Here is a 23,191-nt window from a genome sequence, read left to right on the forward strand (position 1 = left end):
GGGGGTCCGGGGGCGGCAGCCCCCAGGGACGATGGGGGTCCCCCCGCTCGAGCGAAGCCGAGAGTGGGGGAGGGCAGGGGCGGAGGGGGCGAGAAACCCTGCGCCCCTGCCGTCACCGACCGACCCCCGGACGCTTGCGGCGCCGCAGCCCCGCCCCGTACAGCAGCCGCACCACCTCGCGACTGCTGACCTGCACCGCACCCGCCCGCACGGCATCCTCGTACCGGTGCGCGGGAATGTCGTAGTGGTCCCGCTCGAACGCACGCCGCGGCGCACCCAACTCCGCGGCGAACACGTGCAGTTCGTCGTACGAGACATCGCTGATCAGGTGGGACCACATGTGGCCGTGCCCCGGCCAGGTGGGCGGATCGATATAGACGGTCACGAGGACGGGATCCCGCCCGTCGCTGAGCCGAGGGAGCCCACCGAGGCGACCTTCACGCCCACCTTGTGGCACACCCAGTGCGGGTCGGGCCCCAACTCGGGCTCGACGTCGAGGGCATGCGGGTCACCGGAGCCGCAGACGGGGCACAGCGGCCACCGGCCGTACCGCTCCAGCAACGCGTCCTGCACGTCCTGGGCGACCAGCCCGGCGACGTAGTCCGCACCCTCCGGCCACTGCTCGACCCACCAGCGGCGCTGCACCACCGACTCCTCCACCAGCGAGACGACGTCCGCCTCGGCCACCTCACCGGCGACGAGATCGGCGAGGACGAGGGCGCGAGCCGCGTGCAACGCCTGCTCCAGGGGGCTGATGGGGTCCATGCACCCATTGTGCGCACCCTTGACCGTATGCCCCAACGGAAAATATCTTTCAGATGTGACCCATGACGTGAAGGAAATTTTCGCGGGAGAGGCGCCGCCCGCCCCCGCCGCCCTCGCGGCCAAGGTGCGGACGCTCGCCCCGTCGATGACCCGCTCCATGCAGCGGGTCGCCGAGGCCGTCGCCGGCGACCCGGCCGGCTGCGCGGCCCTCACGGTCACCGGCCTCGCCGAGCTCACCGGCACCAGCGAGGCGACGGTCGTCCGTACCGCCCGTCTGCTCGGCTACCCCGGCTACCGGGATCTGCGCCTGGCGCTCGCCGGACTGGCCGCCCAGCAGCAGTCGGGGCGCGCGCCCGCCGTCACCGCCGACATCGCGGTCGACGACCCCATCGCAGACGTCGTCGCGAAACTCGCGTACGACGAGCAGCAGACCCTCGCCGACACCGCCGCCGGGCTCGACACCGTCCAGCTCGGCGCGGCGGTCGCCGCGATCGCCGCGGCCCGCCGCATCGACATCTACGGCGTCGGCGCGTCCGGCCTGGTCGCCCAGGACCTCCTCCAGAAGCTCATGCGCATCGGGCTCATAGCCCACGCGCACAGCGACCCGCACCTCGCCGTCACCAACGCGGTGCAATTGCGCGCCAAGGACGTGGCGATAGCCATCACCCACTCCGGTTCGACCGGCGACGTCATCGAACCGCTCCGGGTCGCCTTCGAGCACGGGGCGACGACGGTGGCGATCACCGGCCGCCCCGGCGGTCCCGTCACGCAGTACGCGGACCACATCCTCACCACGTCGACGGCCCGCGAGAGCGAGCTGCGCCCGGCGGCGATGTCGTCGCGCACGAGCCAGCTGCTGGTGGTGGACTGTCTGTTCGTGGGGGTGGCCCAGCGGACGTACGAGACGGCGGCGCCGGCGCTGTCCGCCTCGTACGAGGCCCTGGCGCACCGCCACACGCCGCGCGGCGGGGGACACCGCTAGCCCGCCGAGCACCCACCGGACCATCTCTTCCCTTCCGCTTCCCCTCTGTTTCTCTTCTCCAACGGGGCCCTGCTTCTCGCAGCACAGGAAAGTCGTCGTACCGCACGGAAAAGAGCCGTCCTCCATGACCTCAACCGCCGACGCCTCCTCCAACTACCGTGGCCTGAGGGCCGAGTTGGAGTCGCTGACCACCGAGGCGTTCCGCCCCGAACTCGCCGAGATCGACCAGCTGGCCACCCTGGAGATCGCGAAGATCATGAACGGCGAGGACGCGACCGTGCCGACGGCCGTCGCGGCGCAGCTCCCGCTCGTCGCCGCCGCCATCGACGACATCGCGGACCGCATGTCCCGCGGCGGCCGCCTCATCTACGCGGGCGCGGGCACCGCGGGCCGCCTCGGCGTCCTGGACGCCTCCGAGTGCCCGCCCACCTTCAACACCGACCCGTCCGAGGTCGTGGGCCTGATCGCGGGCGGCCCGACCGCCATGATCACCTCGATCGAGGGTGCCGAGGACTCCAAGGAGCTGGCCGCGCAGGACCTCTCCGGACTGGGGCTGACCCCCGACGACACGGTCGTCGGCGTCTCCGCCTCCGGCCGCACCCCGTACGCCGTCGGCGCCGTCGAACACGCCCGCGCGCGAGGCGCGTTGACGATCGGTCTGTCCTGCAACGCGGACAGCGCGCTCGCCGCTGCCGCGGACCACGGCATCGAGGTCGTGGTGGGCCCCGAGCTCCTGACCGGCTCCACACGCCTGAAGGCGGGCACGGCCCAGAAACTCGTCCTCAACATGCTCTCGACGATCACCATGATCCGCCTCGGCAAGACGTACGGGAACCTGATGGTCGACGTCCGCGCCTCGAACGAGAAGCTGCGGGCCCGCTCCCGCCGCATCGTCGCCCTCGCCACCGGCGCCTCGGACGAGGAAATCGAACGGGCCCTGGCCGCCACGGACGGCGAGGTGAAGAACGCGATCCTGACCATCCTGGGCGGCGTGGACGGCCCCACGGCGGCCCACCTCCTGGACGAGAGCAAGGGCCACCTGCGAGCGGCACTGGCGGCAGCACGCTGAGGCGCACATGGCTGTAGGCAACGTCCCAGCTGTGGGCAGTCGTTCCGCTGGGGCGGAACGGGTGGGCACAGCGACACCCTGCAAGCGCCGGCAAGCGCACCCAACCCCCGAGCAACCAGGACCAACGCACAGTGAACCCCTCCCCCCACACCACCGCCGCCGCGATCCTCCCCCTGGTCGGCGGCCCCGCGAACGTCACCTCCGTGGCCCACTGCATGACCCGCCTACGCCTGGGCCTCCGGGACCGGACCGAGGTCCAGGAGGACGCCCTCAGAGCACTCCCCGCCGTACTCGGCATTGTCGCCGACGACGACACGTTCCAGATCGTCCTGGGCCCGGGCACGGTCGCCCGAGTGACCCCGGAGTTCGAGGCGTTGCTGGCGACCACCGCCGACCAACTGGCGGCCAAGGGCGCCGAACTGAAGGCAACCCAGCGACAACGCAACACCACCCCCCTCAAACTCCTCCTCCGCCGTATCGCGAACATCTTCGTCCCGCTGATCCCCGCCCTGATCGGCTGCGGCGTCATCGCGGGCCTGAACGGGCTGCTGATCAACCTGGGTTGGCTGGCGACCATCACCCCGGCCCTCGCCGCCATCGCCTCCGGCTTCATGGCCCTGATCGCCGTCTTCGTCGGCTACAACACGGCGAAGGAGTTCGGCGGCACCCCGATCCTGGGCGGCGCGGTGGCGGCGGTGATCGTGTACGCGGGCGTCGCCAAGGTGACGGCGTTCGGCATGACGCTCGCTCCCGGCCAGGGCGGCGTCCTGGGCGCACTGGCGGCCGCGCTCCTGGGGACGTACGTCGAGAAGTGGTGCCGCAGCTGGGTCCCGGAGACGCTGGACGTCCTGGTCACCCCCACCCTCACCGTGCTCCTCACCGGCCTGGTGACGCTCTACGCCCTGATGTACACGGCGGGCGAGCTCTCCACGGGCATCGGCACAGCGGCGAACTGGCTCCTGGAGAACACCGGCGCCTTCGCGGGCCTGATCCTGGGCGGCCTGTTCCTCCCCCTCGTCATGCTCGGCCTGCACCAGGCCCTGATCCCCATCCACACCACCCTCATCGAGCAGCAGGGCTACACCGTCCTCCTCCCCGTCCTGGCGATGGCGGGCGCGGGCCAGGTCGGCGCGGCCGCCGCGGTGTATGTCCGCCTCCGCCACGACCACTCCATCCGTACGACGATCAGGTCGGCACTCCCCGCGGGCCTCCTCGGTGTCGGCGAACCCCTGATCTACGGCGTCTCGCTCCCCCTTGGCCGCCCCTTCATCACGGCGTGCGCGGGAGGAGCGGCGGGCGGCGCCTTCGTGGGCCTCTTCTCGATGCTCGGCGACAAGGTCGGCTCGACAGCCATCGGCCCGTCGGGCTGGGCCCTGTTCCCCCTGCTCTCCGGCAACCGGGGCCTGGCCCTGACGGCCGCGATCTACGCGGGCGGACTGCTCACGGGATACGTGGTCGGCTTCGCGGCGACGTACTTCTTCGGTCTCACCGGCCTCACCGACCGCTCCGGCCCTACCGGCCCTGCCGGGTTGTCAGTGGCGCGTGCAAAGGTGGAGCCATGAACCACGCACAGCTGACCGCCCTGGGGCGAGCCCTGCGTCTGCTCGGTGAGCACGGTGACGCGCTGACCGCCGACACCCCCGACGCAAAGCTGCACGAGGTCAAGGCGGACCTGAAGCGGGCGCTGGACCTGCTCGACGAGACGGTGACGACGGCGGCGCCCACGACCCGCTGCGCCGAGCACCCGAACGGGCCGGTCGACGAGGGCGCCGCCGACCTCTGCCTGCTCTGCGAGACCCGCCGCCGCGCCGCCCGCCGCTCCGAGGTCAACGACGCCTACTCGCACGGCGGCCGCGCCACCGGCCCGGACGAGACCCCCGAGCGCACCATGTCCCGTTACGGCGTCCGCGGCGACCGTCCCCAGCCCCAGCAGCGCTGGCTCCCGGAAGTCTGGAACGGCCAGGCGTGGCAGCTCTGCGGCACCCCCCGCCGCGACCGCCACGAGGCCGAGCGTTACCTCGCCGCCGAGCGCCGCACCCCCCGCCCCGGCATGGCCTACCGCTTGGTCCACGAGTTCACCGACTACGAGGTCCTGCGCATCTGGGGCACCCCGGTGAGGATCGACATCGAACCGATGGGCAATCTGTAGCCGAAGCCCCCAGGTGGGCGGGAAGGATGGATTGGCGGATGTGGGCCACGCTCACGCGCCGAATCCCAGCCTCCGCCGCTCGGGTTGGCCCGCATCCGCCAGTCCGTCCCTCCCCCACCGACCTCACGGGAGCCGGCCCTCCCGGTTGAGGCGCCGCACCCGCCCGCGTAGCACCTCCGCCGGTGGCGCCTCGCCCACCGCCTCCGGTGGACAGTCCCACGCAACGCCCGCCGCCACGGGCCGCAGCTGTACGTAGCCGCCCTCGCGCCCCATGACCTGGCCGACCCGCCCGTCCCGTACGTCGACCACGTACTCCCCGGTCATGACTCGCCGCCGCCCAGCCTTCGCAGCACGGCGGTCAGCTTCTGCGCCGTGCCCACGTTGCAGCGGCCCAGCGCGACCAGGGCGGACATAGCCAGGTACGGACTCGGCAAGGAACGGCCGGGCGGTCGCCGTCGCACCCACGCGCGACGGCGACCGCCCTGAGTCCATCGAGGGTTTACGCCTTCGCCCCGGAGACCTCAGCGGCATCCTCGGTCTGCTCGTCGCCCGGCCCCGCGGGCGCCGCGTCCGCCCCGGCCGCACGCCGGCCCGGCAGGAAGGACGCGAGGACGAAGGCGAGGATCGCCGCACCGGCACCGATGGCCATGACCACCTTGAAGCCGTTCTCGGAGGGCAGGGCGGTGCTGCCGAACGTGGTGGTCATCTGGGCGAGGATGACGCCGGCGAGGGCGCTGGCGAAAGACGTGCCGATGGACCGCATCAGGGTGTTGAGGCTGTTGGCGGCGCCCGTCTCGGAGGCGGGCACCGCACCCATGATCAGGGCGGGCATCGCACCGTAGGCGAAACCGACACCGGCGCCGATGACGCAGGAGACCAGGACGAGGTGCCAGACCTCGGACATCAGCAGGATGTTGAGGCCGTAGCCGGCGGCGACGATGACGGCGCCCAACATGAGGGTGATCTTGGGCCCCTTGGTCTTGGTGATGGCGGCGGAGAGGGGCGCCATGGCCATCATGACCAGACCCTGCGGGGCCATGACCAGACCGACGGTCATCATCGACTTGCCCAGGCCGTACCCGGTGGCCTCGGGCAGCTGGAGCAGCTGCGGCAGAACCAGGGACATGGCGAACATCGAGAAGCCGAAGGCGATCGAGGCGAGGTTGGTGAACAGCACCTGGCGGCGAGCGGTGGTGCGCAGGTCGACCAGCGGCTGGCTGGTGCGCAGCTCGTAGACGCCCCAGGCCAGCAGGACGACGACGGCCACCGCGAACAGGCCGAGGGTGGTGCCGCTGGTCCAGCCCCAGTCGCTGCCCTTGGAGACGGCCAGCAGCAGGGAGACCAGGCCGACCGCCATACCGGCGGAGCCGATCAGGTCGAAGCGGCCGCCGGTGCGCACCGTGGACTCGGGCACGATCGTCAGGACGAGCGCGACCGCGACGACGCCGAGGGCGGCCGAGGTCCAGAACAGGATGTGCCAGTCGAAGTTGTCGGCGATGAAGGCGGCGGCGGGCAGGCCGAGCGCGCCGCCGACACCGAGGGAGGCGCTCATCAGGGCGGTGGACCCTGCGAGGCGTTCGGCGGGCAGGACGTCCCGCATGATGCTGATGCCGAGCGGGACGACGGCGGCGGCCAGGCCCTGGAGGGTGCGGCCGATGATCATCGGGACGAGGGAGTCGCTGAGCGCGCAGACAACCGAGCCGGACACCAGCAGCACGAGGCTGACCAGCAGCAGGCGGCGCTTGCCGAACATGTCGCCGAGGCGCCCGGCGACCGGGGTGGCCACGGCGGCGGCGAGCAGCGTGGCGGTGACCGCCCAGGCGGTGTTCGACGCCGAGGCGTCGAGGTACTTCGGCAGCTCCGGGACGATCGGGATCACCAGGGTCTGCATCAGCGAGACGACGATTCCGGCGAGGGCCAGGACCGCGACCACGGCGTTCGACCTCGGCGGAGCGGAGCTCCCCGCCTCGGGGGATCGGGCGAGTGCGTCGGACATGGCGGGGCCTCCGGGCGACGGCAAGATTGCTTGACTTACTCAAACTTAATCACGATTGATTGACTTAAGCAAGAGAAGTGTTCGAAGCGGGGGGCGCGCCGTGTGTTTTCTCGCCCCCGCCGCCCCTGCCCGTCCCGTACCTGGGAGCTGCGCCCCCAGACCCCCTAAAAGATTGCGCAGTTCCCCGCGCCCCTGACGGGCCGCGGGGAACTGCGCTGCAACCGCCCGCCGGGTAGGGGCGGCGGGGGCTGAGAACTCTTCCAGCTCAGCTGAGGGTCTTCAGAGCCGCCGCGTCGTATGCCGCCAGGTCCGCGAATCGTCCGTCGAGGACCTTCGCCGCCCACTCCGGGTCCTGAAGCAGCGCGCGGCCCACGGCGACGAGGTCGAACTCGTCGCGCTCCAGGCGGTCCAGCAGGTCGTCGATGCCCCTGACCGAGGAGCCCTCTCCCTGGAAGGCCTTGAGGAACTCACCGTCCAGGCCGACCGAGCCGACGGTGATGGCGGGCTTGCCGGTGATCTTCTTCGTCCAGCCGGCCAGGTTCAGGTCGGAGTCGTCGAACTCCGGGAGCCAGTAGCGGCGGGTGGAGGCGTGGAAGGCGTCCACTCCGGCGGCGGCGAGCGGCGTCAGGATCGCCTCCAGCTCCTCCGGGGTCTCGGCGAGCCGGGCGTCGTACGCCTGCTGCTTCCACTGCGAGTAACGGAAGAGGACGGGGAAGTCCGGCGAGACCGCCGCGCGCACTGCGGCCACGATCTCCGCCGCGAACTTCGTACGGGCCACCGAGTCGCCGCCGTACGCGTCCGTGCGGCGGTTGGTGCCCTCCCACAGGAACTGGTCGATGAGGTAGCCGTGGGCGCCGTGCAGCTCTACGCCGTCGAAGCCGATGCGCTCGGCGTCGGCCGCGGCCGACGCGAAGGCGCCGACCACGTCGTCCAGGTCGGTCTGCGTCATGGCCTTGCCGGTGACGTCGGCACCCTCGGAGCCGATGCCGGAGGGGCCGACCGCCGGGGCGTCCGCGAACGGCGGCTCACCCTGATTGCGCACCATGCCGATGTGCCACAGCTGCGGCACGATCGTGCCACCCGCCGCGTGCACGGCGTCGGCGACCTTCGTCCAGCCCGCCAGCTGCTCCTCACCGTGGAAACGCGGGACGCGGTCGCTCTGCCCGGCCGAATCGTGGCCCACGTACGTGCCCTCGGTGACGATGAGACCCACGCCCGCGGCGGCACGGCGGGCGTAGTACCCGACGACGTCCTCCCCCGGTACGCCGCCCGGCGAGAACTGCCGGGTCATCGGGGCCATCACGATGCGGTTCGGGACGGTCAGGCCGTTCAGGGAGACGGGGCGGGACAGGATCTCGGCTGCGCGCGAGGCGGCGGTGGCAGTCACGAAGGGGGCTCCTCGGAGAGGTCGATCAGTGTCGAGCAGTTAAGGGATTCCGGGCGGTATGTGCACATGCATCGACCGCCCGTGAACGACAACTGCCCCACCCGCCACGACATTCCGCCGCCCCACGGCCCATTCCTGTGATCCCGCACACGCGCGACTGGAGCACCCCGGATCCACCCGACGGCAGCACCCCGGAATCGCCTGATGGCAGCACCCCGAAAACGCCCGAGGGCGGCACCCCCTGGGAGTGGGGGTACCGCCCTCGGAACGTAAGGACAGTGATCAACCAGAGGTCGATCAGAAGTCCATGTCACCGCCCGGCATGCCGCCCGGAGCGGCCGCGCCGGCCTTCTCGGGCTTGTCGGCGATGACGGCCTCGGTGGTGAGGAACAGCGCGGCGATGGAGGCGGCGTTCTGCAGGGCAGAGCGCGTGACCTTCGCCGGGTCGATGATGCCCTCGGCGATCATGTCGACGTACTCGCCGGTCGCGGCGTTCAGACCGTGACCGATGGGAAGGTTGCGCACCTTCTCGACGACGACACCACCCTCGAGACCACCGTTGACGGCGATCTGCTTGAGCGGGGCCTCCAGGGCGAGCTTCACGGCGTTGGCGCCGGTCGCCTCGTCACCCTCGAGCTCCAGCTTCTCGAAGACCGCGGAGGCCTGGATGAGGGCCACGCCACCACCGGCGACGATGCCCTCCTCGACGGCCGCCTTCGCGTTGCGAACGGCGTCCTCGATGCGGTGCTTGCGCTCCTTGAGCTCGACCTCGGTGGCGGCACCGGCCTTGATGACGGCCACGCCGCCGGCCAGCTTCGCCAGGCGCTCCTGGAGCTTCTCGCGGTCGTAGTCCGAGTCCGAGTTCTCGATCTCGGCACGGATCTGGTTGACCCGGCCGGCGACCTGGTCGGCGGAGCCGGCGCCGTCGACGATCGTGGTCTCGTCCTTGGTGATGACGACCTTGCGGGCGCGGCCCAGCAGGTCCAGACCCGCGTTCTCCAGCTTGAGGCCGACCTCCTCGGAGATGACCTCGCCGCCCGTGAGGATGGCGATGTCGCCGAGCATGGCCTTGCGGCGGTCACCGAAGCCCGGGGCCTTGACGGCGACGGACTTGAAGGTGCCACGGATCTTGTTGACGACCAGGGTCGACAGGGCCTCGCCCTCGACGTCCTCGGCGATGATCAGCAGCGGCTTGCCGGACTGCATGACCTTCTCGAGGAGCGGCAGCAGGTCCTTGACGTTGCTGATCTTCGAGTTGGCGATCAGGATGTACGGGTCGTCGAGGACGGCCTCCATACGCTCCATGTCGGTGGCGAAGTACGCCGAGATGTAGCCCTTGTCGAAGCGCATACCCTCGGTGAGCTCCAGCTCCAGACCGAAGGTCTGGGACTCCTCGACGGTGATGACGCCTTCCTTGCCGACCTTGTCCATGGCCTCGGCGATGAGCTCGCCGATCTGGGTGTCGGCGGCGGAGATGGAGGCCGTGGAAGCGATCTGCTCCTTGGTCTCGACATCCTTGGCCTGCTCGAGCAGGGCACCGGAGACGGCCTCGACGGCCTTCTCGATACCGCGCTTGAGGGCCATCGGGTTGGCACCGGCGGCCACGTTGCGCAGGCCCTCGCGGACCAGCGCCTGGGCGAGAACGGTCGCCGTGGTCGTACCGTCACCGGCGACGTCGTCCGTCTTCTTGGCGACTTCCTTGACCAGCTCGGCGCCGATCTTCTCGTACGGGTCCTCGAGCTCGATCTCCTTGGCGATGGAAACACCATCGTTGGTGATCGTGGGGGCGCCCCACTTCTTCTCGAGGACGACGTTCCGGCCCTTGGGGCCAAGGGTGACCTTGACGGCGTCGGCGAGCTGGTTCATCCCGCGCTCGAGACCGCGCCGTGCCTCCTCGTCGAACGCGATGATCTTGGCCATGTGAAGTGGTCCTCCCGGACGGGGTGGATTGCTCCGGATCGCGCCCGCGCCCGCGACGGACGGCCTGCAAACCCTGTGGTTCCTTGCCCCACAGGCCTGCGGGCCTCGCCGGCCCGATCCAAGTTCTGTCACTCTCACTCGGAGAGTGCTAACGCCAATGATTAGCACTCGGCCCCTGCGAGTGCAAGCGCCTCTCACTAACGGGAGCGGGCCCGGCGGCGCGAACGGGGGCGGGTCCGGGAACGCACGAGGGGCCCGCGTCCCTGATGGGATGCGGGCCCCTCGGCGTGAGTGCGTCGGTGGCCGTTCGCGCCGGGATCAGACGGCGAGCTTGACCATGTCCGCCTGCGGACCCTTCTGGCCCTGCGAGATCTCGAACTCCACTCGCTGACCCTCTTCAAGGGTGCGGTAGCCGTCCATCTGAATCGCGCTGTAGTGCACGAAGACGTCCGCACCACCGTCGACCGCGATGAAGCCGTACCCCTTCTCCGCGTTGAACCACTTGACGGTGCCCTGAGCCATGCCTAACTCCCCTATTACTGGCCCTTGCACAGATCCACACTTCGCGGATCCGGGTCAGACCTCACCCCCCAACGGTTGGGGGTGTGCGCCGGAACGCGTCGACCGCGGCTGAATGTATCTGTCCAACTGCCGTCTGCAACAGGTCAATCGGACGAGAATTCTGGGCACGGCCGATCGGTAATATGCGGAGAATTCGAGAAGATTCAGGGCAAGTCGGGCCCCGTAAATGCCATAAACGGCTCAAAAAGGCGGGGCACTTTGGCTACTTCTTGTCGGGTCTCGCGCAGATACTCATATGCGTCCGGCATGAAAGGCGAAGCAGGTTCCCCAACTCTACCGCGCTCAACCATGCAGAATTGCCCCCTCCGTTTCTCTCACGGAGGGGGCAATTCGATGAACTCTTAGTGATGAGCGTTACCTACGGTAACAATCTCACCCTGGGTGACGGTTCAGCCGCCCGCGACGGCCGGGATGATCGACACGCCCGCACCGTCCGGCGTCGCCGTCTCCAGACCCTGCTCGAACCGCACGTCGTCGTCGTTGACGTAGACGTTGACGAAGCGGCGCAGCTTGCCCTGGTCGTCCAGAACGCGCGCGGCGATACCCGTGTGGTTCTTCTCCAGGTCGGCGATGACCTCGGCGAGGGTCCCACCCTCGGCCGTCACCTCGGCCTGGCCGCCGGTGTAGGTGCGCAGGATGGTGGGGATGCGGACGTTGACGCTCATGATGCGAGGCCAGCCTCTCGGAAGGAGTCCAGGTTCGGGCGGATGGTCGCGGTCAGGCCTGTGCCGGCCACCGCGTCCAGGGTCTTGAGGCCGTCGCCGGTGTTGAGGACGACCGTGGTCAGGGTCGGGTCGAGGAGGCCGTTCTCGATCAGCTTCTTCGTGACGCCGAGGGTCACACCGCCCGCCGTCTCGGCGAAGATGCCCTCGGTCCGCGCAAGGAGCTTGATCGCATCGACGACCTGCTCGTCGTTGACATCCTCCACCGCACCGCCCGTGCGGCGCGCGATGTCGAGGACGTACGGACCGTCGGCCGGGTTGCCGATGGCGAGCGACTTGGCGATGGTGTTCGGCTTCTGCGGCCGTACGACGTCGTGCCCGGCCTTGTAGGCGACGGACACCGGCGAGCAGCCCTCGGCCTGGGCGCCGAAGATCTTGTACGGCTTGTCCTCGACGAGGCCGAGCTTGATCAGCTCCTGCAGCCCCTTGTCGATCTTCGTGAGCTGGGAGCCGGAGGCGATCGGGACGACCAGCTGGTCGGGCAGTCGCCAGCCGAGCTGCTCACAGATCTCGTACGCCAGGGTCTTGGAGCCCTCCGCGTAGTACGGCCGCAGGTTGACGTTGACGAAGCCCCAGCCCTCGCCGGCCGGGTCGCCGATCAGCTCGGAGCAGAAGCGGTTCACGTCGTCGTAGTTGCCCTCGATGCCGACGAGCTCGCCGCCGTAGATCGCGGCCATCACGACCTTGCCCTGCTCCAGGTCGTGCGGGATGAACACGCAGGAGCGGAAGCCGGCACGGGCGGCGGCGGCGCCGACCGCGCCGGCGAGGTTGCCGGTGGAGGAGCAGGAGAGGGTGGTGAAGTTGAAGGCGCGCGCGGCCTCGATGGCCTGGGCTACGACGCGGTCCTTGAAGGAGTGCGTCGGGTTGCCGGAGTCGTCCTTGACGAAGAGCTTGCCGGCGTCGACACCGAGCTCGCGCGCCAGGTTGTCGGCCTTGACGAGCTTGGTCCAGCCGGGGTTGATGTTCGGCTTCTCGGCGACGTCCGCGGGGACGGGCAGGAGGGGCGCGTAGCGCCAGATGTTCGCGGGGCCCGCTTCGATACGCTTGCGGAGTTCCTCGGTGTCGTAGGCCGAGAAGTCGTACGCGATCTCCAGCGGGCCGAAACACTCCTCGCAGGCGAAGACCGGGCCGAGCGGGACGCGGTGCCCGCACTCGCGGCAGGAAAGCGCGGCGGCGGGGCCGAGATCAACGGCGTCTACGGTGTTGGTGGTGCTTGCAACAGTCTGCGCAGCCATGGAGGCGAGGCCCTTTCTCCTCATCTTCCTCACGACGCACTTCGCCGTGAGACGGATTTGGCACCTTCCCTAGCCGGGAGCCTCGCCACGTCAACGTGACAAGACCGGCTGGAGGGTTGCCGGGGCTTCAACGGGCCGTATCCCTCTGCCCCTCTGGATGAGCGGTATTCGGTTGTTGAACTATTGATCACCATGCGCGCCGACGATCTACGCAATGCGATGGTCATCCGCGTTGTTCAAGACTGTAACCGAAGGCCAGGACAGTTGAGATAGTCGTCCGAACCGCGAGATGGATCACACCGTGAGACAACGGGTGATCAGACAGTGAGGAGCCGCAGACTGTGCTGAAGGAAGTCGAGCGCTGGCTGAGCACACGCTCCTGGTCCGTGACCGATCGCCCGCTCCACCAGCTCATGGCCGCCAAACGCACCACAGGGTCGACGGTCAGTGTCGTGCTGCCCGCGCTCAACGAGGAGGAGACCGTCGGCGAGATCGTCGCGGTCATCCGCCACGATCTGATGGAGCAGGTGCCTCTCGTCGACGAGATCGTCGTCGTCGACTCGGGCTCGACGGACCGCACCTCCGAGGTCGCCGCCGCCGCGGGCGCGCGAGTCGTGCACCGGGACGAGATCCTGCCGCGCATCCCGGCCGTGCCCGGCAAGGGCGAGGTCCTGTGGCGGTCGCTCCTCGTGACGGGCGGGGACATCGTCTGCTTCATCGACGCGGACCTCAAGGAGTTCTCGTCCGACTTCGTCTCCGGGATCGTGGGCCCACTGCTCACCGAACCGGGCGTGGACCTGGTCAAGGCGATGTACGACCGTCCCCTGGGTCAGGCCGCGGGCCAGGGCGGCCGCGTCACCGAGCTGATGGCCCGCCCCCTGCTGAACATGCACTGGCCGCAGCTCGCGGGCTTCGTCCAGCCGCTCGGCGGCGAGTACGCGGCCCGCCGTTCCCTGCTCGAACAGCTGCCGTTCCCCGTCGGATACGGCGTCGAGCTGGGCATGCTCGTCGACGCCCTGCACCTGGTGGGCCTGGACGCCCTCGCCCAGGTCGACGTGGGCGTCCGCAAGCACCGTCACCAGGACGGACAGGCGCTGGGCCGCATGGCCGCGGCGATCTACCGCACGGCCCAGCTGCGCCTGGCCCGCGGCCACATGATCCGCCCGTCGCTCACGCAGTTCGAGCGGGGGGAGGACGGTTTCGAGCCGCGCACCCACTCCGTTGACACGGAGGAACGCCCTCCTATGGTGGAAATCTCCGAGTACCAGAAACGGAAGGCCGCGTAGAGCGCGCCCCCAAGGGGCGCGGGGAACTGCGCGACCAGCCCCCACCGGCCTGCGGATGACGAACGGCACCGCATTGCATACAGCCGAGGGGAACGTTTGAGCGTTTCGGTGCCGGGCTAGGTTTCGAGGCATGGCTTCAACGCGTGGCATGGCTTCAACGCACGGTGCCCACCGGATCCTGGTCGCCTCCAACCGCGGCCCGGTCACCTACGAAGTGCGCGAGGACGGTTCGCTGCACGCCAAGCGCGGTGGCGGCGGGCTGGTCTCGGGCCTGTCCGCGATCGGGCCGGACGCGGGCGCCCTGTGGGTGTGCTCGGCGCTCGGCGACGGGGACCGCGAGGCGGTGCGGCGCGGGGTCGGCGAGGACGGCGTACGCATGCTGGACATCGACGCCGAGGTGCACGCCGCCGCGTACAACGGCATCGCGAACTCCGTGTTGTGGTTCGTCCACCACATGCTGTACCAGACGCCGCTGGAGCCGGTCTTCGACGCGGAGTTCCGGCGCCAGTGGGCGTCGTACGAGGCGTACAACCGCGCGTTCGCCGAGGCGCTGGCCGACGAGGCGGCCCGGGGTGCCGTGGTGGTCGTACAGGACTACCACCTGACCCTCGTGCCCGGGATGCTGCGTGAGCTGCGCCCCGACCTGCGGATCGGGCACTTCTCGCACACACCGTGGGCGCCGGTGGACTACTTCCGGATGCTGCCGGACGACATCGCCGAGCAGGTGCTGCGCGGGATGCTGGGCGCGGACCGGCTCGGCTTCCTCACCAGGCGCTGGGCGGACGCGTTCACCGCGTGCGCCGCCGACCTCGTCGGCGGGCTCGGTGACACCCGGGTCGGTGTGCACGGGCTCGGCGCGGACGCGGACTTCCTGCGGCGACGCTCGCACGAGGCGGACGTCGAGGAGCGGATGGCCACCCTGCGGGAGCAGATCGGCGACGGCCGCAAAACAATCGTGCGGGTCGACCGGACCGAGCTGTCGAAGAACATCGTGCGCGGACTGCTGGCGTACCGCCGGCTCCTCGACGACCACCCGGCGTGGCACGAACGCGTCGTGCACGTCGCCTTCGCGTACCCGTCCCGGCAGGACCTCGCCGTGTACCGCGACTACACGGCGGAGGTGCAGCGTCTCGCCGAGGAGATCAACTCGCAGTACGGGACGGCCGGTTGGACTCCGGTCCTGCTGCACGTCAAGGACGACTTCGCCCGCTCCCTGGCCGCGTACCGGCTCGCCGACGTGGCCCTCGTCAACCCCATCCGGGACGGCATGAACCTCGTCGCCAAGGAGGTGCCGGTCGTCTCCGACGAGGGGTGCGTGCTGGTGCTGTCGCGGGAGGCGGGGGCGTACGAGGAGCTGGGCGAGGATGCGATTTCTGTGAATCCGTACGACGTGATCGGTACCGCCCGCGCGTTGCACGAGGCGTTGTCCATGTCCCTCGGCGAGCGGGCCGAGCGTACGAAGCGGTTGGCTGCCGCGGCCACGGCTTTGCCGCCGGCCCAGTGGTTCCTTGAGCAGTTGCACGAGCTGGACGCCTGATTGCAAGGCTCCCGGCGTTGGTGGCTGTGCCCACCCGCTCCGGCCCCGCGGAACGACTGCCCACAGTGACAACGGCTGCGGCGGTCGCGGAGTCCAACAGTGGGCTCCGTTTGTCCGTGGGCCCCCTATGCGTCCCCTGGCTACCTTCCGCGCATGGCTCTCTGGCGTACGCGCATACTCACGGTGATCGCGGTGGCGGCTCCGCTGCCCACTGGCGTGGCCCTCGCGAAGACCTCTCCGGGCCGACGTACTACCTGGACTGCGGGCGGGGTGACGACGACGGGTCCAAGACCTCGGTGGGCGGGGCCTGGCCATCGCTCGCCAGGGCGAGTGCCCATGTCCCCGTCTCGGACACGGTCAGCACCTACTCCGACAACCTCTGCTGGCACACCTCGCAGGACCGGGACACCGCGGCGGTGCACGCCGATCCGCTGTTCGTGTCCGCGGACCCGGCCGGCCCCTACGGCGTACGGCTGCGGCCCGGTTCGCCGGCGCGCGGTACGGCGTCGGTGACCGGGGGCGGACCGGACTACTTCGGGAACCCGCTCTCCGTCCCCTCCAACATCGGTGCCGATCAGTCCAGTTGAGCCGCGAGCGCGGACAGCAGTCGTACGACGCCGGGCGGGCCGTCCACCACCAGGTCGGCCCGGTCGGCGAGTTCGGCGACCTCGGAGCTGCCACTGCAGACGAGGAGCCCGGGGATGCCGTCGGAGCGGAGCTTGTCGACGGCGGCGAAGGCGGGCAGGTCGCCCAGGTCGTCACCGGCGTACAGCACGGCTTCGGCACCGATCTCGCGGACGTACTCCAGTAGGGCGACGCCCTTGTCCGTGCCCGGCGGGCGCAGCTCCAGGACCATGCGGCCCGGCTCGACGATCAGGCCGTGCCGGGTGGCCAGGTCGGTGAGGGGCTCGCACAGGGCTTCGAAGGCGGCCTGCGGGTCGCTGGCGCGGCGGGTGTGGACGGCGACGGCGCGGCCCTTCTCCTCGATCCACGTGCCCTGCCAGGCCCCGATCCCGTCGAGGACCCCGGGCAGCTCGGCGCGGACGGCGGCGACGCCGGGGTGCGGGGCGGGGGCGTTGACCGTGCCGCTCACGGCGTCCCAGCGTTCCGCGCCGTAGTGGCCGAGGACGACCAGGTGCTCCAGGCCCGGTACGCCCGCGAAGCCGCCGTGCCGGACCGCGACGCCGGCCGGGCGGCCGGTGATCACGGCTACGGAGGCGACCTTCGGGGCGAGGGCTGCGAGGGCGGGGACCGCGTCGGGGTGGGCGCGGGCCTGTTCGGGGTCGGGGACGATCGGTGCGAGGGTTCCGTCGAAGTCGAGCGCGATCACGGCCCGGGTGGGCCGGGCGAGGATGGCGTCGAGGCCGTCGCGTCCGGCGGGGGTCACTGGCGTCGGCAAGGAGTCCGTGGACTCCGGGGATTCCGGATGGCTGCCCATACGCCGACCCTATCCGCGCGGGGCCGGGCGCACCCACGGCTCATCGCGTCACGTGTAGCTGCCCACCAGGATGCGGGTGGGGCGCCCCCACGGCACCCCCGTCACCGCTCCCCCCGACGCCCCTCCCTGACCCGCCGGAGGCGGTTGACCGTGACGGGGTCGTGGGCGAGGGCGCGTGGATCGTCGAGGAGGGCGTTGAGGAGTTGGTAGTAGCGCACCGGGGGCAGGCCCAGCTGCTCCCGTATCGCCCGCTCCTTGGCCCCGGGGCCCGGAAAGCCGCGGCGCTCCATCGCGAGGATGCCCTGTTCCCGCGGCGTGAGGTCCTCCATGGACAGCACGGTATCCCCCGGCACTGACAGCGCTACGCCGCGCTGTCCTCCGTCGTCGCCGTGGTCTGGAGCTTGCTCAGGACCCCGGTCGGGCTCCCGCTCGAACTCACGGCCTGGGCGATCTGATTCTTGACGTCGGCGCTGATCCCGGCCCAGGAGGTCTTGCCGACGGGGTAGAGCACGGAGGAGGGGAGCTGGTCGAGGAACGGGCCGAGGTCCTGGTCGTTCTTGTCGGCGGCCATGGCCTCGGACGCCGACGCGGTGACCGGCAGCAGGTTGTACTCGTGGGAGAAGGCGAGCACGTTCTTGTCGTCGTAGACGAAGTTGAGGAAGTCGCCGATCTGCTTGCCGTGGCCGTTCTTCTTGAAGGCCATCATCCAGTCGGCGACACCCATCGTGGCCTTGGCCCTGCCGTCGATGCCGGGCATCGGCACCATGCCGAACTTCACGCCCTTCTTGGCGGCCATCTGCATCAGCGTGGGGTGCCCGACGAGCATCCCGACCTCGCCGCGGGTGAACGCGGAGAACGCGGCGGCGCGGTTCAGCTTCGCGGGCGCGACGGGCCCGGTGAGCCCCTTGCCGACCAGTTCGTCCTTGAGCCACGTGAACGTCTTGACGTTCTGCGGCGAGTCGATGGAGTACGTGCCGACGTCGTCGGTGTAGCCGCCGCCCCCGCTCAGCAGCCACTGCATCGTCTCGGCCTGCGCCTCCTCCGGCCCGAGCGGCAGCGCGTACGGGAACTTGACGCCCTTGGACCTGAGCGCCTTGGCGTCGGCCGCGAGCTCGCTCCAAGTCTGCGGCGGGGCGATCCCGGCCTGCGAGAACAGCGTCTTGTTGTAGAAGAGCAGCCGCGTGGAGGAGGCGAACGGCATGCCGTACTGCGTCCGGTCCATCTGCCCCGCGTCCGTGAGCTGCGGGACGAAGTTGGCCTGCACGGGTATGGAGAGCAGGTCGTCGACCTTGTAGAGCTCGCCCTTCGCGGCGTGGTCGGCGTACGCGCCGATCTGCGCCATGTCGGGGGCGTCGCCCGCCGCGACCATCTCCTTGACCTTGCGGTCGACGTCGGTCCAGGAGTAGACGCTGACCTCGACCTCGACCCCCGGGTGGTCGGCCTCGTACTCCTTGGCCAGCTTGTCCCAGTACTTCTGGGAGCTGTTGGCCTTGGAGTCGCCGTAGTCGGCGGCCACCAGCTTGAGGGTCACCTCCGAGGAACCGCCCGAACTGCCGCAGCCCGCGAGGGTCGCCGTCATGCCCAAGGCCGAGGCCACCGCGATCAGTCCTGTCCTACGCCGCTGCACTGCGTCTTTCTCCCAACCCCTGGCAAGTCTCCGGCCGGCCTCCGGCCGGGCCCTGGCCCTCTTTGCTTCTGCGTCCGTTGCATCTGTCTCGGAATGCGGATACAAGGTCTACACCACGTGAGTGGACTAGACCTCTCCTGGGGTAAGGGGCGACACTGTCCCACGTGAGACATGTCATCGCCCTCGATGTGGGCGGCACCGGGATGAAAGCCGCCCTCGTGGGGGCAGACGGCGAGCTGCTCCATCAGGCCCGCCGGGCGACCGGCCGGGAACGCGGTCCGGACGCCGTCGTCGAGACGATCCTCGGCTTCGCCGCCGAGCTGCGCGGATACGGCGAGCAGCGCTTCGGCGAGCCCGCGTCCGCCGCCGGAGTCGCCGTCCCCGGCATCGTCGACGCCGCGCAGGGCATCGCCGTGTACTCGGCCAACCTCGGCTGGCGGGACGTCCCGCTGCGCCGGCTGCTCGGCGACCGGCTGGGCGGCGTCCCCGTCGCACTCGGCCACGACGTCCGCACGGGCGGGCTCGCCGAGGGCCGCATCGGCGCGGGGCACGGCGCGGACCGTTTCCTGTTCGTCCCGCTCGGTACCGGTATCGCGGGCGCCATCGGTATCGACGGCGGCGTCGAGGAGGGCGCGCACGGCTTCGCGGGCGAGATCGGCCACATCGTCGTACGCCCCGGAGGGACCCCGTGTCCGTGCGGGCAGCGCGGCTGTCTGGAGCGGTTCGCCTCCGCGGCGGCGGTCAGCCAGGCCTGGGCCGAGGCGTCCGGCGATCCGGAGGCGGACGCGGCGGACTGCGCCAAGGCCGTGGAGTCCGGGGATCCGCGAGCGGCAGCCGTCTGGCAGGAGGCCGTCGACGCGCTCGCCGACGGGCTCGTCACCGCGCTCACCCTGCTGGACCCGCGCACCCTGATCATCGGTGGCGGTCTGGCCGAGGCGGGAGAAACCTTGTTCACACCGCTGCGGGCCGCCGTCGAGCGGCGCGTCACCTTCCAGAAGCTGCCGTCCATCGTCCCGGCGGCCCTCGGAGACACGGCCGGCTGCCTGGGCGCGGGCCTGCTGGCCTGGGATCTACTCGAAACCGACATCACCGACCGCTCGGAGGTAACCACCTGATGGCCCCTAGCAAGGTTCTCGCCGGCGCCCGGGTGGTCCTGCCCACCGGGATCGTGGACGGCGGCCGCGTGATCGTCGACGGCGCGCGGATCGCTGGAAGCGCCCCCATGGAGACGGAGACGGTCGATCTGTCGGGCCACTGGCTGGTGCCCGGCTTCGTCGACATGCACAACCACGGCGGCGGAGGCGCGTCCTTCACCTCCGGGACCGTCGAGGAGGTCCTCCAGGGCGTCCACACGCACCGGCTGCACGGCACCACGACGGTCGTCGCCTCGACCGTCACCGGCGACATGCACGGTCTGGCCGAGCGTGCCGGACTGCTGTCCGAGCTGGCCGAGCAGGGCGACATCGCGGGCATCCACTTCGAGGGCCCGTTCATCTCGCCGTGCCGCAAGGGCGCGCACTCCGAGGAACTGCTGCGCGACCCGGACCCGGCGGAGGTCCGCAAGCTGATCGACGCGGGGCGCGGCCGGGCCAAGATGGTCACCCTCGCCACCGAACTGCCGGGCGGCATCGACTCCGTACGCCTGCTGGCCGAGCACGGGGTGATCGCGGCGATCGGGCACACCGACGCGACGTACGAGCAGACGCAGGAGGCCATCGACGCGGGCGCGACCGTGGCGACGCACCTGTTCAACGCGATGCCCGCGCTCGGCCATCGCACCCCCGGCCCCATCGCCGCCCTCCTGGAGGACGAACGGATCACGGTCGAGCTGATCAACGACGGGACGCATCTGCACCCGGCCTCCCTGAAGCTGGCGTTCCATCACGCGGGCGCGGACCGGGTCGCGTTCATCACGGACGCGATGGACGCGGCGGGCTTCGGTGACGGCCGCTACATGCTCGGCCCGCTGGAGGTCGAGGTCGCGGACGGCGTCGCCCGCCTGGTGGAGGGCGGTTCGATCGCGGGCTCGACGCTCACGCTCGACCGTGCCTTCCAGCGCGCGGTGACGATCGACCGGCTGCCGGTCGAGGGCGTCGTGGCGGCCCTGTCCGCCAACCCCGCGCGGCTGCTCGGCGTGTACGACAAGGTGGGCTCGCTGGAGCCGGGCAAGGACGCCGACCTGGTGGTCCTCGACGCCGGCTTCGGGCTCAAGGGCGTGATGCGCAAGGGCGAATGGGTGGTCGATCCCCAACTGGGGTGATTGGTCCCTCGGCAGCGCACGGCGAATGGCTACCGGCGTACAACAATTGACTGTTCAAGCACGGCGGTTGGTCCGCGGGACTGGGCCGACCGCCGTTGTCTTTGGCATGATCGAGCCTCCGGAACAACCGGTAAGCGCATACGCGGCGTCTACTTCATGATTCTCTTCGGGGGAGGTCGGCCCAGGTGATCCTCACGGTCACGCTGAACACCGCTCTCGACATCACCTACCGCATACGGTCCCTGCGGCCGCACACCTCGCACCGGGTGACCGAGGTGACCGAACGGCCGGGCGGCAAGGGCCTGAACGTGGCCCGGGTGCTCGCCGCCCTCGGCCACGAGGTGACGGTCACGGGCTTCACGGGCGGGGCCACCGGCCGCGCGGTGCAGGAGCAACTCACGTGCGCACCGGGCGTGGTGGACGCGCTGGTCCCGGTGACGGGCTCGACGCGCCGCACGATAGCGGTGGTCGACACCACGACGGGTGACACGACTCAACTCAACGAACCCGGCCCGGAGATCACTCCGGCCGAGTGGGCGGCCTTCCAGGAGGCCTACGAGGTGCTACTGCGCTCCGCCTCGGCCGTGGCCCTGTGCGGCAGCCTGCCGCCGGGGGTGCCGGTGGGCGCGTACGCGGGGCTCGTCCGCACGGCCCGCGCGGCGGCCGTCCCTGTCCTCCTGGACACCAGCGGCGAACCGCTGCGCCGTGGGGTCGCGGCCCGCCCCGACATCGTCAAGCCGAACGCCGACGAGCTCGCCGAACTCACCGGATCCCACGACCCGTTGCAGGCCACCCGGGACGCCCGCAGGCGCGGCGCCCACACCGTCGTGGCCTCCCTGGGCCCCGAGGGCCTCCTCGCCGCCAACGCGGACGGCCGCTGGCGTGCCACCCCGCCACGCCGTGTGCACGGCAACCCGACGGGTGCGGGCGACTCGGCGGTCGCGGGCCTGCTGTCGGGCCTGGTCGAGCACCTGCCGTGGCCGGACCGCCTCGCCAGGGCCGTCGCCCTGTCCACGGCGACCGTACTGACCCCCACAGCAGGCGAGTTCGACCGCTCGGCGTACGAGACCCTGCTGGACCAGATAGCGGTGACGGGGGACGCTACGGCGGCGTGAGAAGAGAAAAGGCCGCGGCGAATCGCACCGTCAGCCCTTCTGGAGCCACACCTGGTCGAGGAAGGCGTTGCACTGGTTTCCCTGGCCGCAGGAGATCTCCAGAACATTGGTGCCCTTGGTCAACGTCACAGGGGCCCAAGTGGACTGCCAGCCCTTCTCCCAGTCGCCCTCAGGCGAGCCGATGAAGTTCTTCATCCCCAGAGGCTGCGTGTTGGCCTTGCCGTTGACCGTCAGCGTCGCGTTGGCATCCACACCGGGGATGTCGTAACGCACGTACAGCCGGTAGGAACCGGCCTTCTCGATGCCATTGACGGTCCACGTGACCTTGGCGCCGACCTGGTTGAGGCCCGTCACATAGATTCCACCGTCGGCCTTCGCGCCCTTGACGTCGGATGCCGTCGTAACGCCGGTGCCCAGGTTCAGCGCCTTCGCGTCGATCTTCGGCAACTCCACGGCGGCACCGGCGCTCTGGGACGCCGACCGGCTCGGCTCCGCGCTCTGCGAGGTGGACGGGGTCGAGCCCGCCTCGTTGCCCGACTTGTTGTCGTCCGAGTCGCCGCCGAGCATCGCCACGCCGATGCCGATCACGACCGCCGCGACCACGGCGATCGCGCCGATGAGGAGGCCCTTGGTGTTGGGGCCGCGGCCGCGCCCGCCGCCGTCGCCGGGCAGCGGCTGTCGGGTGGTGGGTGCGCCGCCCATCGTCTCGGGGGCGGCGTAGTGCGCGTTCGGCTGGCCGTAGCCGGGCTGCTGGCCGTACGCCTGCTGCTGCGGGACCTGGCCGTACTGCGCGGTCGGGGCCTGCTGACCGTACTGCGCGGTCGGGGCCTGCTGGCCGCCGTACTGACGCTCACCGACCGCCCGCACCCGGTTGACCGAGCCGGGGTAGCCGTAGCCGCCGCCTCCACTGGGCGGGGTGGCTCCGTTGGCCTGACCATCGGCGTAGAGATAGCCGAACGGGTCCTCGTCCTCGGGCGTGCTCGCGCCGTTGTTGCCGGGCGTCATCCCTTGGTCTCCTCAACAGGTGCGGTTCAAGTGCGGTACACGGATGAAAGGCGAGCCTACCCGCTCCAGCGGGACCAAACGGGTGGCCTTCACCTCATCAACCCACTGACCTGCTC

Annotated in this window: 23 protein-coding genes and 1 riboswitch; of the genes, 10 read left to right on the forward strand and 13 right to left on the reverse strand. The window is 70.4% G+C overall.

From position 1 onward, the window contains the following. Nucleotides 1-112: 112 nt before the first annotated feature. Both ACZ4RZ_RS33700 and ACZ4RZ_RS33705 read right to left on the reverse strand, forming a co-directional pair. Nucleotides 113-385 (reverse strand): DUF4031 domain-containing protein, encoded by a 273-nt coding sequence (locus tag ACZ4RZ_RS33700; protein WP_467750466.1) that lies wholly within the window; start codon nt 383-385, stop codon nt 113-115. Continuing rightward, nucleotides 382-765 (reverse strand): hypothetical protein, encoded by a 384-nt coding sequence (locus ACZ4RZ_RS33705; protein ID WP_467750468.1) that lies wholly within the window; start codon nt 763-765, stop codon nt 382-384. The genes ACZ4RZ_RS33700 and ACZ4RZ_RS33705 overlap by 4 nt, the downstream gene beginning before the upstream one ends. 55 nt (nt 766-820) lie before the next feature. Here ACZ4RZ_RS33705 and ACZ4RZ_RS33710 point away from each other — a divergent pair, with 55 nt between their 5' ends. From ACZ4RZ_RS33710 to ACZ4RZ_RS33725, 4 genes are all read left to right on the forward strand, one after another. Beyond that, complete coding sequence (locus ACZ4RZ_RS33710) at nt 821-1,747, forward strand: MurR/RpiR family transcriptional regulator (protein WP_467750470.1); 927 nt, start codon at nt 821-823, stop codon at nt 1,745-1,747. Between the two features lie 124 nt (nt 1,748-1,871). Then, the gene (gene murQ, locus ACZ4RZ_RS33715; protein WP_467750472.1) at nt 1,872-2,816 is read left to right on the forward strand and encodes an N-acetylmuramic acid 6-phosphate etherase; all 945 of its coding nucleotides are present in this window, start codon (nt 1,872-1,874) and stop codon (nt 2,814-2,816) included. A 131-nt stretch (nt 2,817-2,947) separates the two neighbouring features. Then, on the forward strand, nt 2,948-4,378 hold the full coding sequence (locus tag ACZ4RZ_RS33720) for a PTS transporter subunit EIIC (RefSeq protein ID WP_467750474.1): 1,431 nt from the start codon (nt 2,948-2,950) through the stop codon (nt 4,376-4,378). After that, nucleotides 4,375-4,965: a hypothetical protein gene (locus ACZ4RZ_RS33725; protein ID WP_467750476.1), complete on the forward strand. Its 591-nt coding sequence runs from the start codon at nt 4,375-4,377 to the stop codon at nt 4,963-4,965. The genes ACZ4RZ_RS33720 and ACZ4RZ_RS33725 overlap by 4 nt, the downstream gene beginning before the upstream one ends. 123 nt (nt 4,966-5,088) lie before the next feature. On the opposite strand, the gene ACZ4RZ_RS33730 is transcribed toward ACZ4RZ_RS33725, so the two are convergent. The 7 genes from ACZ4RZ_RS33730 to thrC form a co-directional block, all read right to left on the reverse strand. Next, nucleotides 5,089-5,289, reverse strand: coding sequence for a hypothetical protein (locus tag ACZ4RZ_RS33730; protein ID WP_467750478.1), 201 nt, complete (start codon nt 5,287-5,289; stop codon nt 5,089-5,091). Nucleotides 5,290-5,464: 175 nt separating this feature from the next. Further along, complete coding sequence (locus tag ACZ4RZ_RS33735; protein WP_467750479.1) at nt 5,465-6,961, reverse strand: MFS transporter; 1,497 nt, start codon at nt 6,959-6,961, stop codon at nt 5,465-5,467. 265 nt (nt 6,962-7,226) lie between these two features. Further along, nucleotides 7,227-8,348 carry an NADH:flavin oxidoreductase gene (locus tag ACZ4RZ_RS33740; RefSeq protein ID WP_467750481.1) on the reverse strand — a complete coding sequence of 374 codons (1,122 nt, stop codon included), beginning with the start codon at nt 8,346-8,348 and terminating at the stop codon, nt 7,227-7,229. A 297-nt stretch (nt 8,349-8,645) separates the two neighbouring features. Continuing rightward, entirely contained in the window at nt 8,646-10,268 is a 1,623-nt protein-coding gene (gene groL / locus ACZ4RZ_RS33745) for a chaperonin GroEL (protein ID WP_467750483.1), read from the reverse strand. A 318-nt stretch (nt 10,269-10,586) separates the two neighbouring features. Further along, nucleotides 10,587-10,790 carry a cold-shock protein gene (locus tag ACZ4RZ_RS33750; protein ID WP_005315736.1) on the reverse strand — a complete coding sequence of 68 codons (204 nt, stop codon included), beginning with the start codon at nt 10,788-10,790 and terminating at the stop codon, nt 10,587-10,589. A gap of 449 nt (nt 10,791-11,239) precedes the next feature. Continuing rightward, entirely contained in the window at nt 11,240-11,515 is a 276-nt protein-coding gene (locus tag ACZ4RZ_RS33755) for a MoaD/ThiS family protein (RefSeq protein ID WP_189186171.1), read from the reverse strand. Beyond that, nucleotides 11,512-12,807, reverse strand: a complete 1,296-nt coding sequence (gene thrC / locus ACZ4RZ_RS33760; RefSeq protein ID WP_467750485.1) for a threonine synthase — start codon at nt 12,805-12,807, stop codon at nt 11,512-11,514. The genes ACZ4RZ_RS33755 and thrC overlap by 4 nt, the downstream gene beginning before the upstream one ends. A gap of 17 nt (nt 12,808-12,824) precedes the next feature. Further along, nucleotides 12,825-12,971: riboswitch (SAM riboswitch) on the reverse strand. Between the two features lie 177 nt (nt 12,972-13,148). On the opposite strand from thrC, the gene ACZ4RZ_RS33765 reads away from it, so the two are divergent. The 3 genes from ACZ4RZ_RS33765 to ACZ4RZ_RS33775 all read left to right on the forward strand — a co-directional run bounded on the left by ACZ4RZ_RS33765 (nt 13,149) and on the right by ACZ4RZ_RS33775 (nt 16,217). Next, the gene (locus tag ACZ4RZ_RS33765; RefSeq protein ID WP_467750487.1) at nt 13,149-14,093 is read left to right on the forward strand and encodes a glucosyl-3-phosphoglycerate synthase; all 945 of its coding nucleotides are present in this window, start codon (nt 13,149-13,151) and stop codon (nt 14,091-14,093) included. Nucleotides 14,094-14,241: 148 nt separating this feature from the next. Further along, nucleotides 14,242-15,630, forward strand: a complete 1,389-nt coding sequence (locus ACZ4RZ_RS33770; RefSeq protein ID WP_467750489.1) for an alpha,alpha-trehalose-phosphate synthase (UDP-forming) — start codon at nt 14,242-14,244, stop codon at nt 15,628-15,630. A 296-nt stretch (nt 15,631-15,926) separates the two neighbouring features. After that, nucleotides 15,927-16,217, forward strand: a complete 291-nt coding sequence (locus ACZ4RZ_RS33775) for a hypothetical protein (protein WP_467750491.1) — start codon at nt 15,927-15,929, stop codon at nt 16,215-16,217. On the opposite strand, the gene otsB is transcribed toward ACZ4RZ_RS33775, so the two are convergent. The 3 genes from otsB to ACZ4RZ_RS33790 form a co-directional block, all read right to left on the reverse strand. Beyond that, a complete protein-coding gene (gene otsB, locus ACZ4RZ_RS33780) occupies nt 16,205-17,068 on the reverse strand; it encodes a trehalose-phosphatase (protein ID WP_467750493.1) in 864 nt (287 codons plus the stop codon). The two genes, ACZ4RZ_RS33775 and otsB, sit on opposite strands and share 13 nt — an antisense overlap. A gap of 101 nt (nt 17,069-17,169) precedes the next feature. Further along, nucleotides 17,170-17,397 (reverse strand): DUF3263 domain-containing protein, encoded by a 228-nt coding sequence (locus tag ACZ4RZ_RS33785; RefSeq protein ID WP_467750495.1) that lies wholly within the window; start codon nt 17,395-17,397, stop codon nt 17,170-17,172. A gap of 32 nt (nt 17,398-17,429) precedes the next feature. Further along, nucleotides 17,430-18,695, reverse strand: a complete 1,266-nt coding sequence (locus ACZ4RZ_RS33790; RefSeq protein ID WP_467750497.1) for an ABC transporter substrate-binding protein — start codon at nt 18,693-18,695, stop codon at nt 17,430-17,432. Between the two features lie 164 nt (nt 18,696-18,859). Here ACZ4RZ_RS33790 and ACZ4RZ_RS33795 point away from each other — a divergent pair, with 164 nt between their 5' ends. The 3 genes from ACZ4RZ_RS33795 to ACZ4RZ_RS33805 all read left to right on the forward strand — a co-directional run bounded on the left by ACZ4RZ_RS33795 (nt 18,860) and on the right by ACZ4RZ_RS33805 (nt 22,070). Continuing rightward, nucleotides 18,860-19,810 (forward strand): ROK family protein, encoded by a 951-nt coding sequence (locus ACZ4RZ_RS33795; protein WP_467750499.1) that lies wholly within the window; start codon nt 18,860-18,862, stop codon nt 19,808-19,810. After that, a complete protein-coding gene (nagA, locus tag ACZ4RZ_RS33800) occupies nt 19,810-20,955 on the forward strand; it encodes an N-acetylglucosamine-6-phosphate deacetylase (RefSeq protein ID WP_467750501.1) in 1,146 nt (381 codons plus the stop codon). The genes ACZ4RZ_RS33795 and nagA overlap by 1 nt, the downstream gene beginning before the upstream one ends. Nucleotides 20,956-21,140: 185 nt before the next feature. Next, entirely contained in the window at nt 21,141-22,070 is a 930-nt protein-coding gene (locus ACZ4RZ_RS33805) for a 1-phosphofructokinase family hexose kinase (protein WP_467750503.1), read from the forward strand. A gap of 30 nt (nt 22,071-22,100) precedes the next feature. On the opposite strand, the gene ACZ4RZ_RS33810 is transcribed toward ACZ4RZ_RS33805, so the two are convergent. Next, on the reverse strand, nt 22,101-23,075 hold the full coding sequence (locus tag ACZ4RZ_RS33810; protein WP_467750505.1) for a carbohydrate-binding protein: 975 nt from the start codon (nt 23,073-23,075) through the stop codon (nt 22,101-22,103). Nucleotides 23,076-23,191: the final 116 nt, after the last annotated feature.

The sequence above is a fragment of the Streptomyces sp. NPDC027189 genome (genome assembly GCF_055566975.1).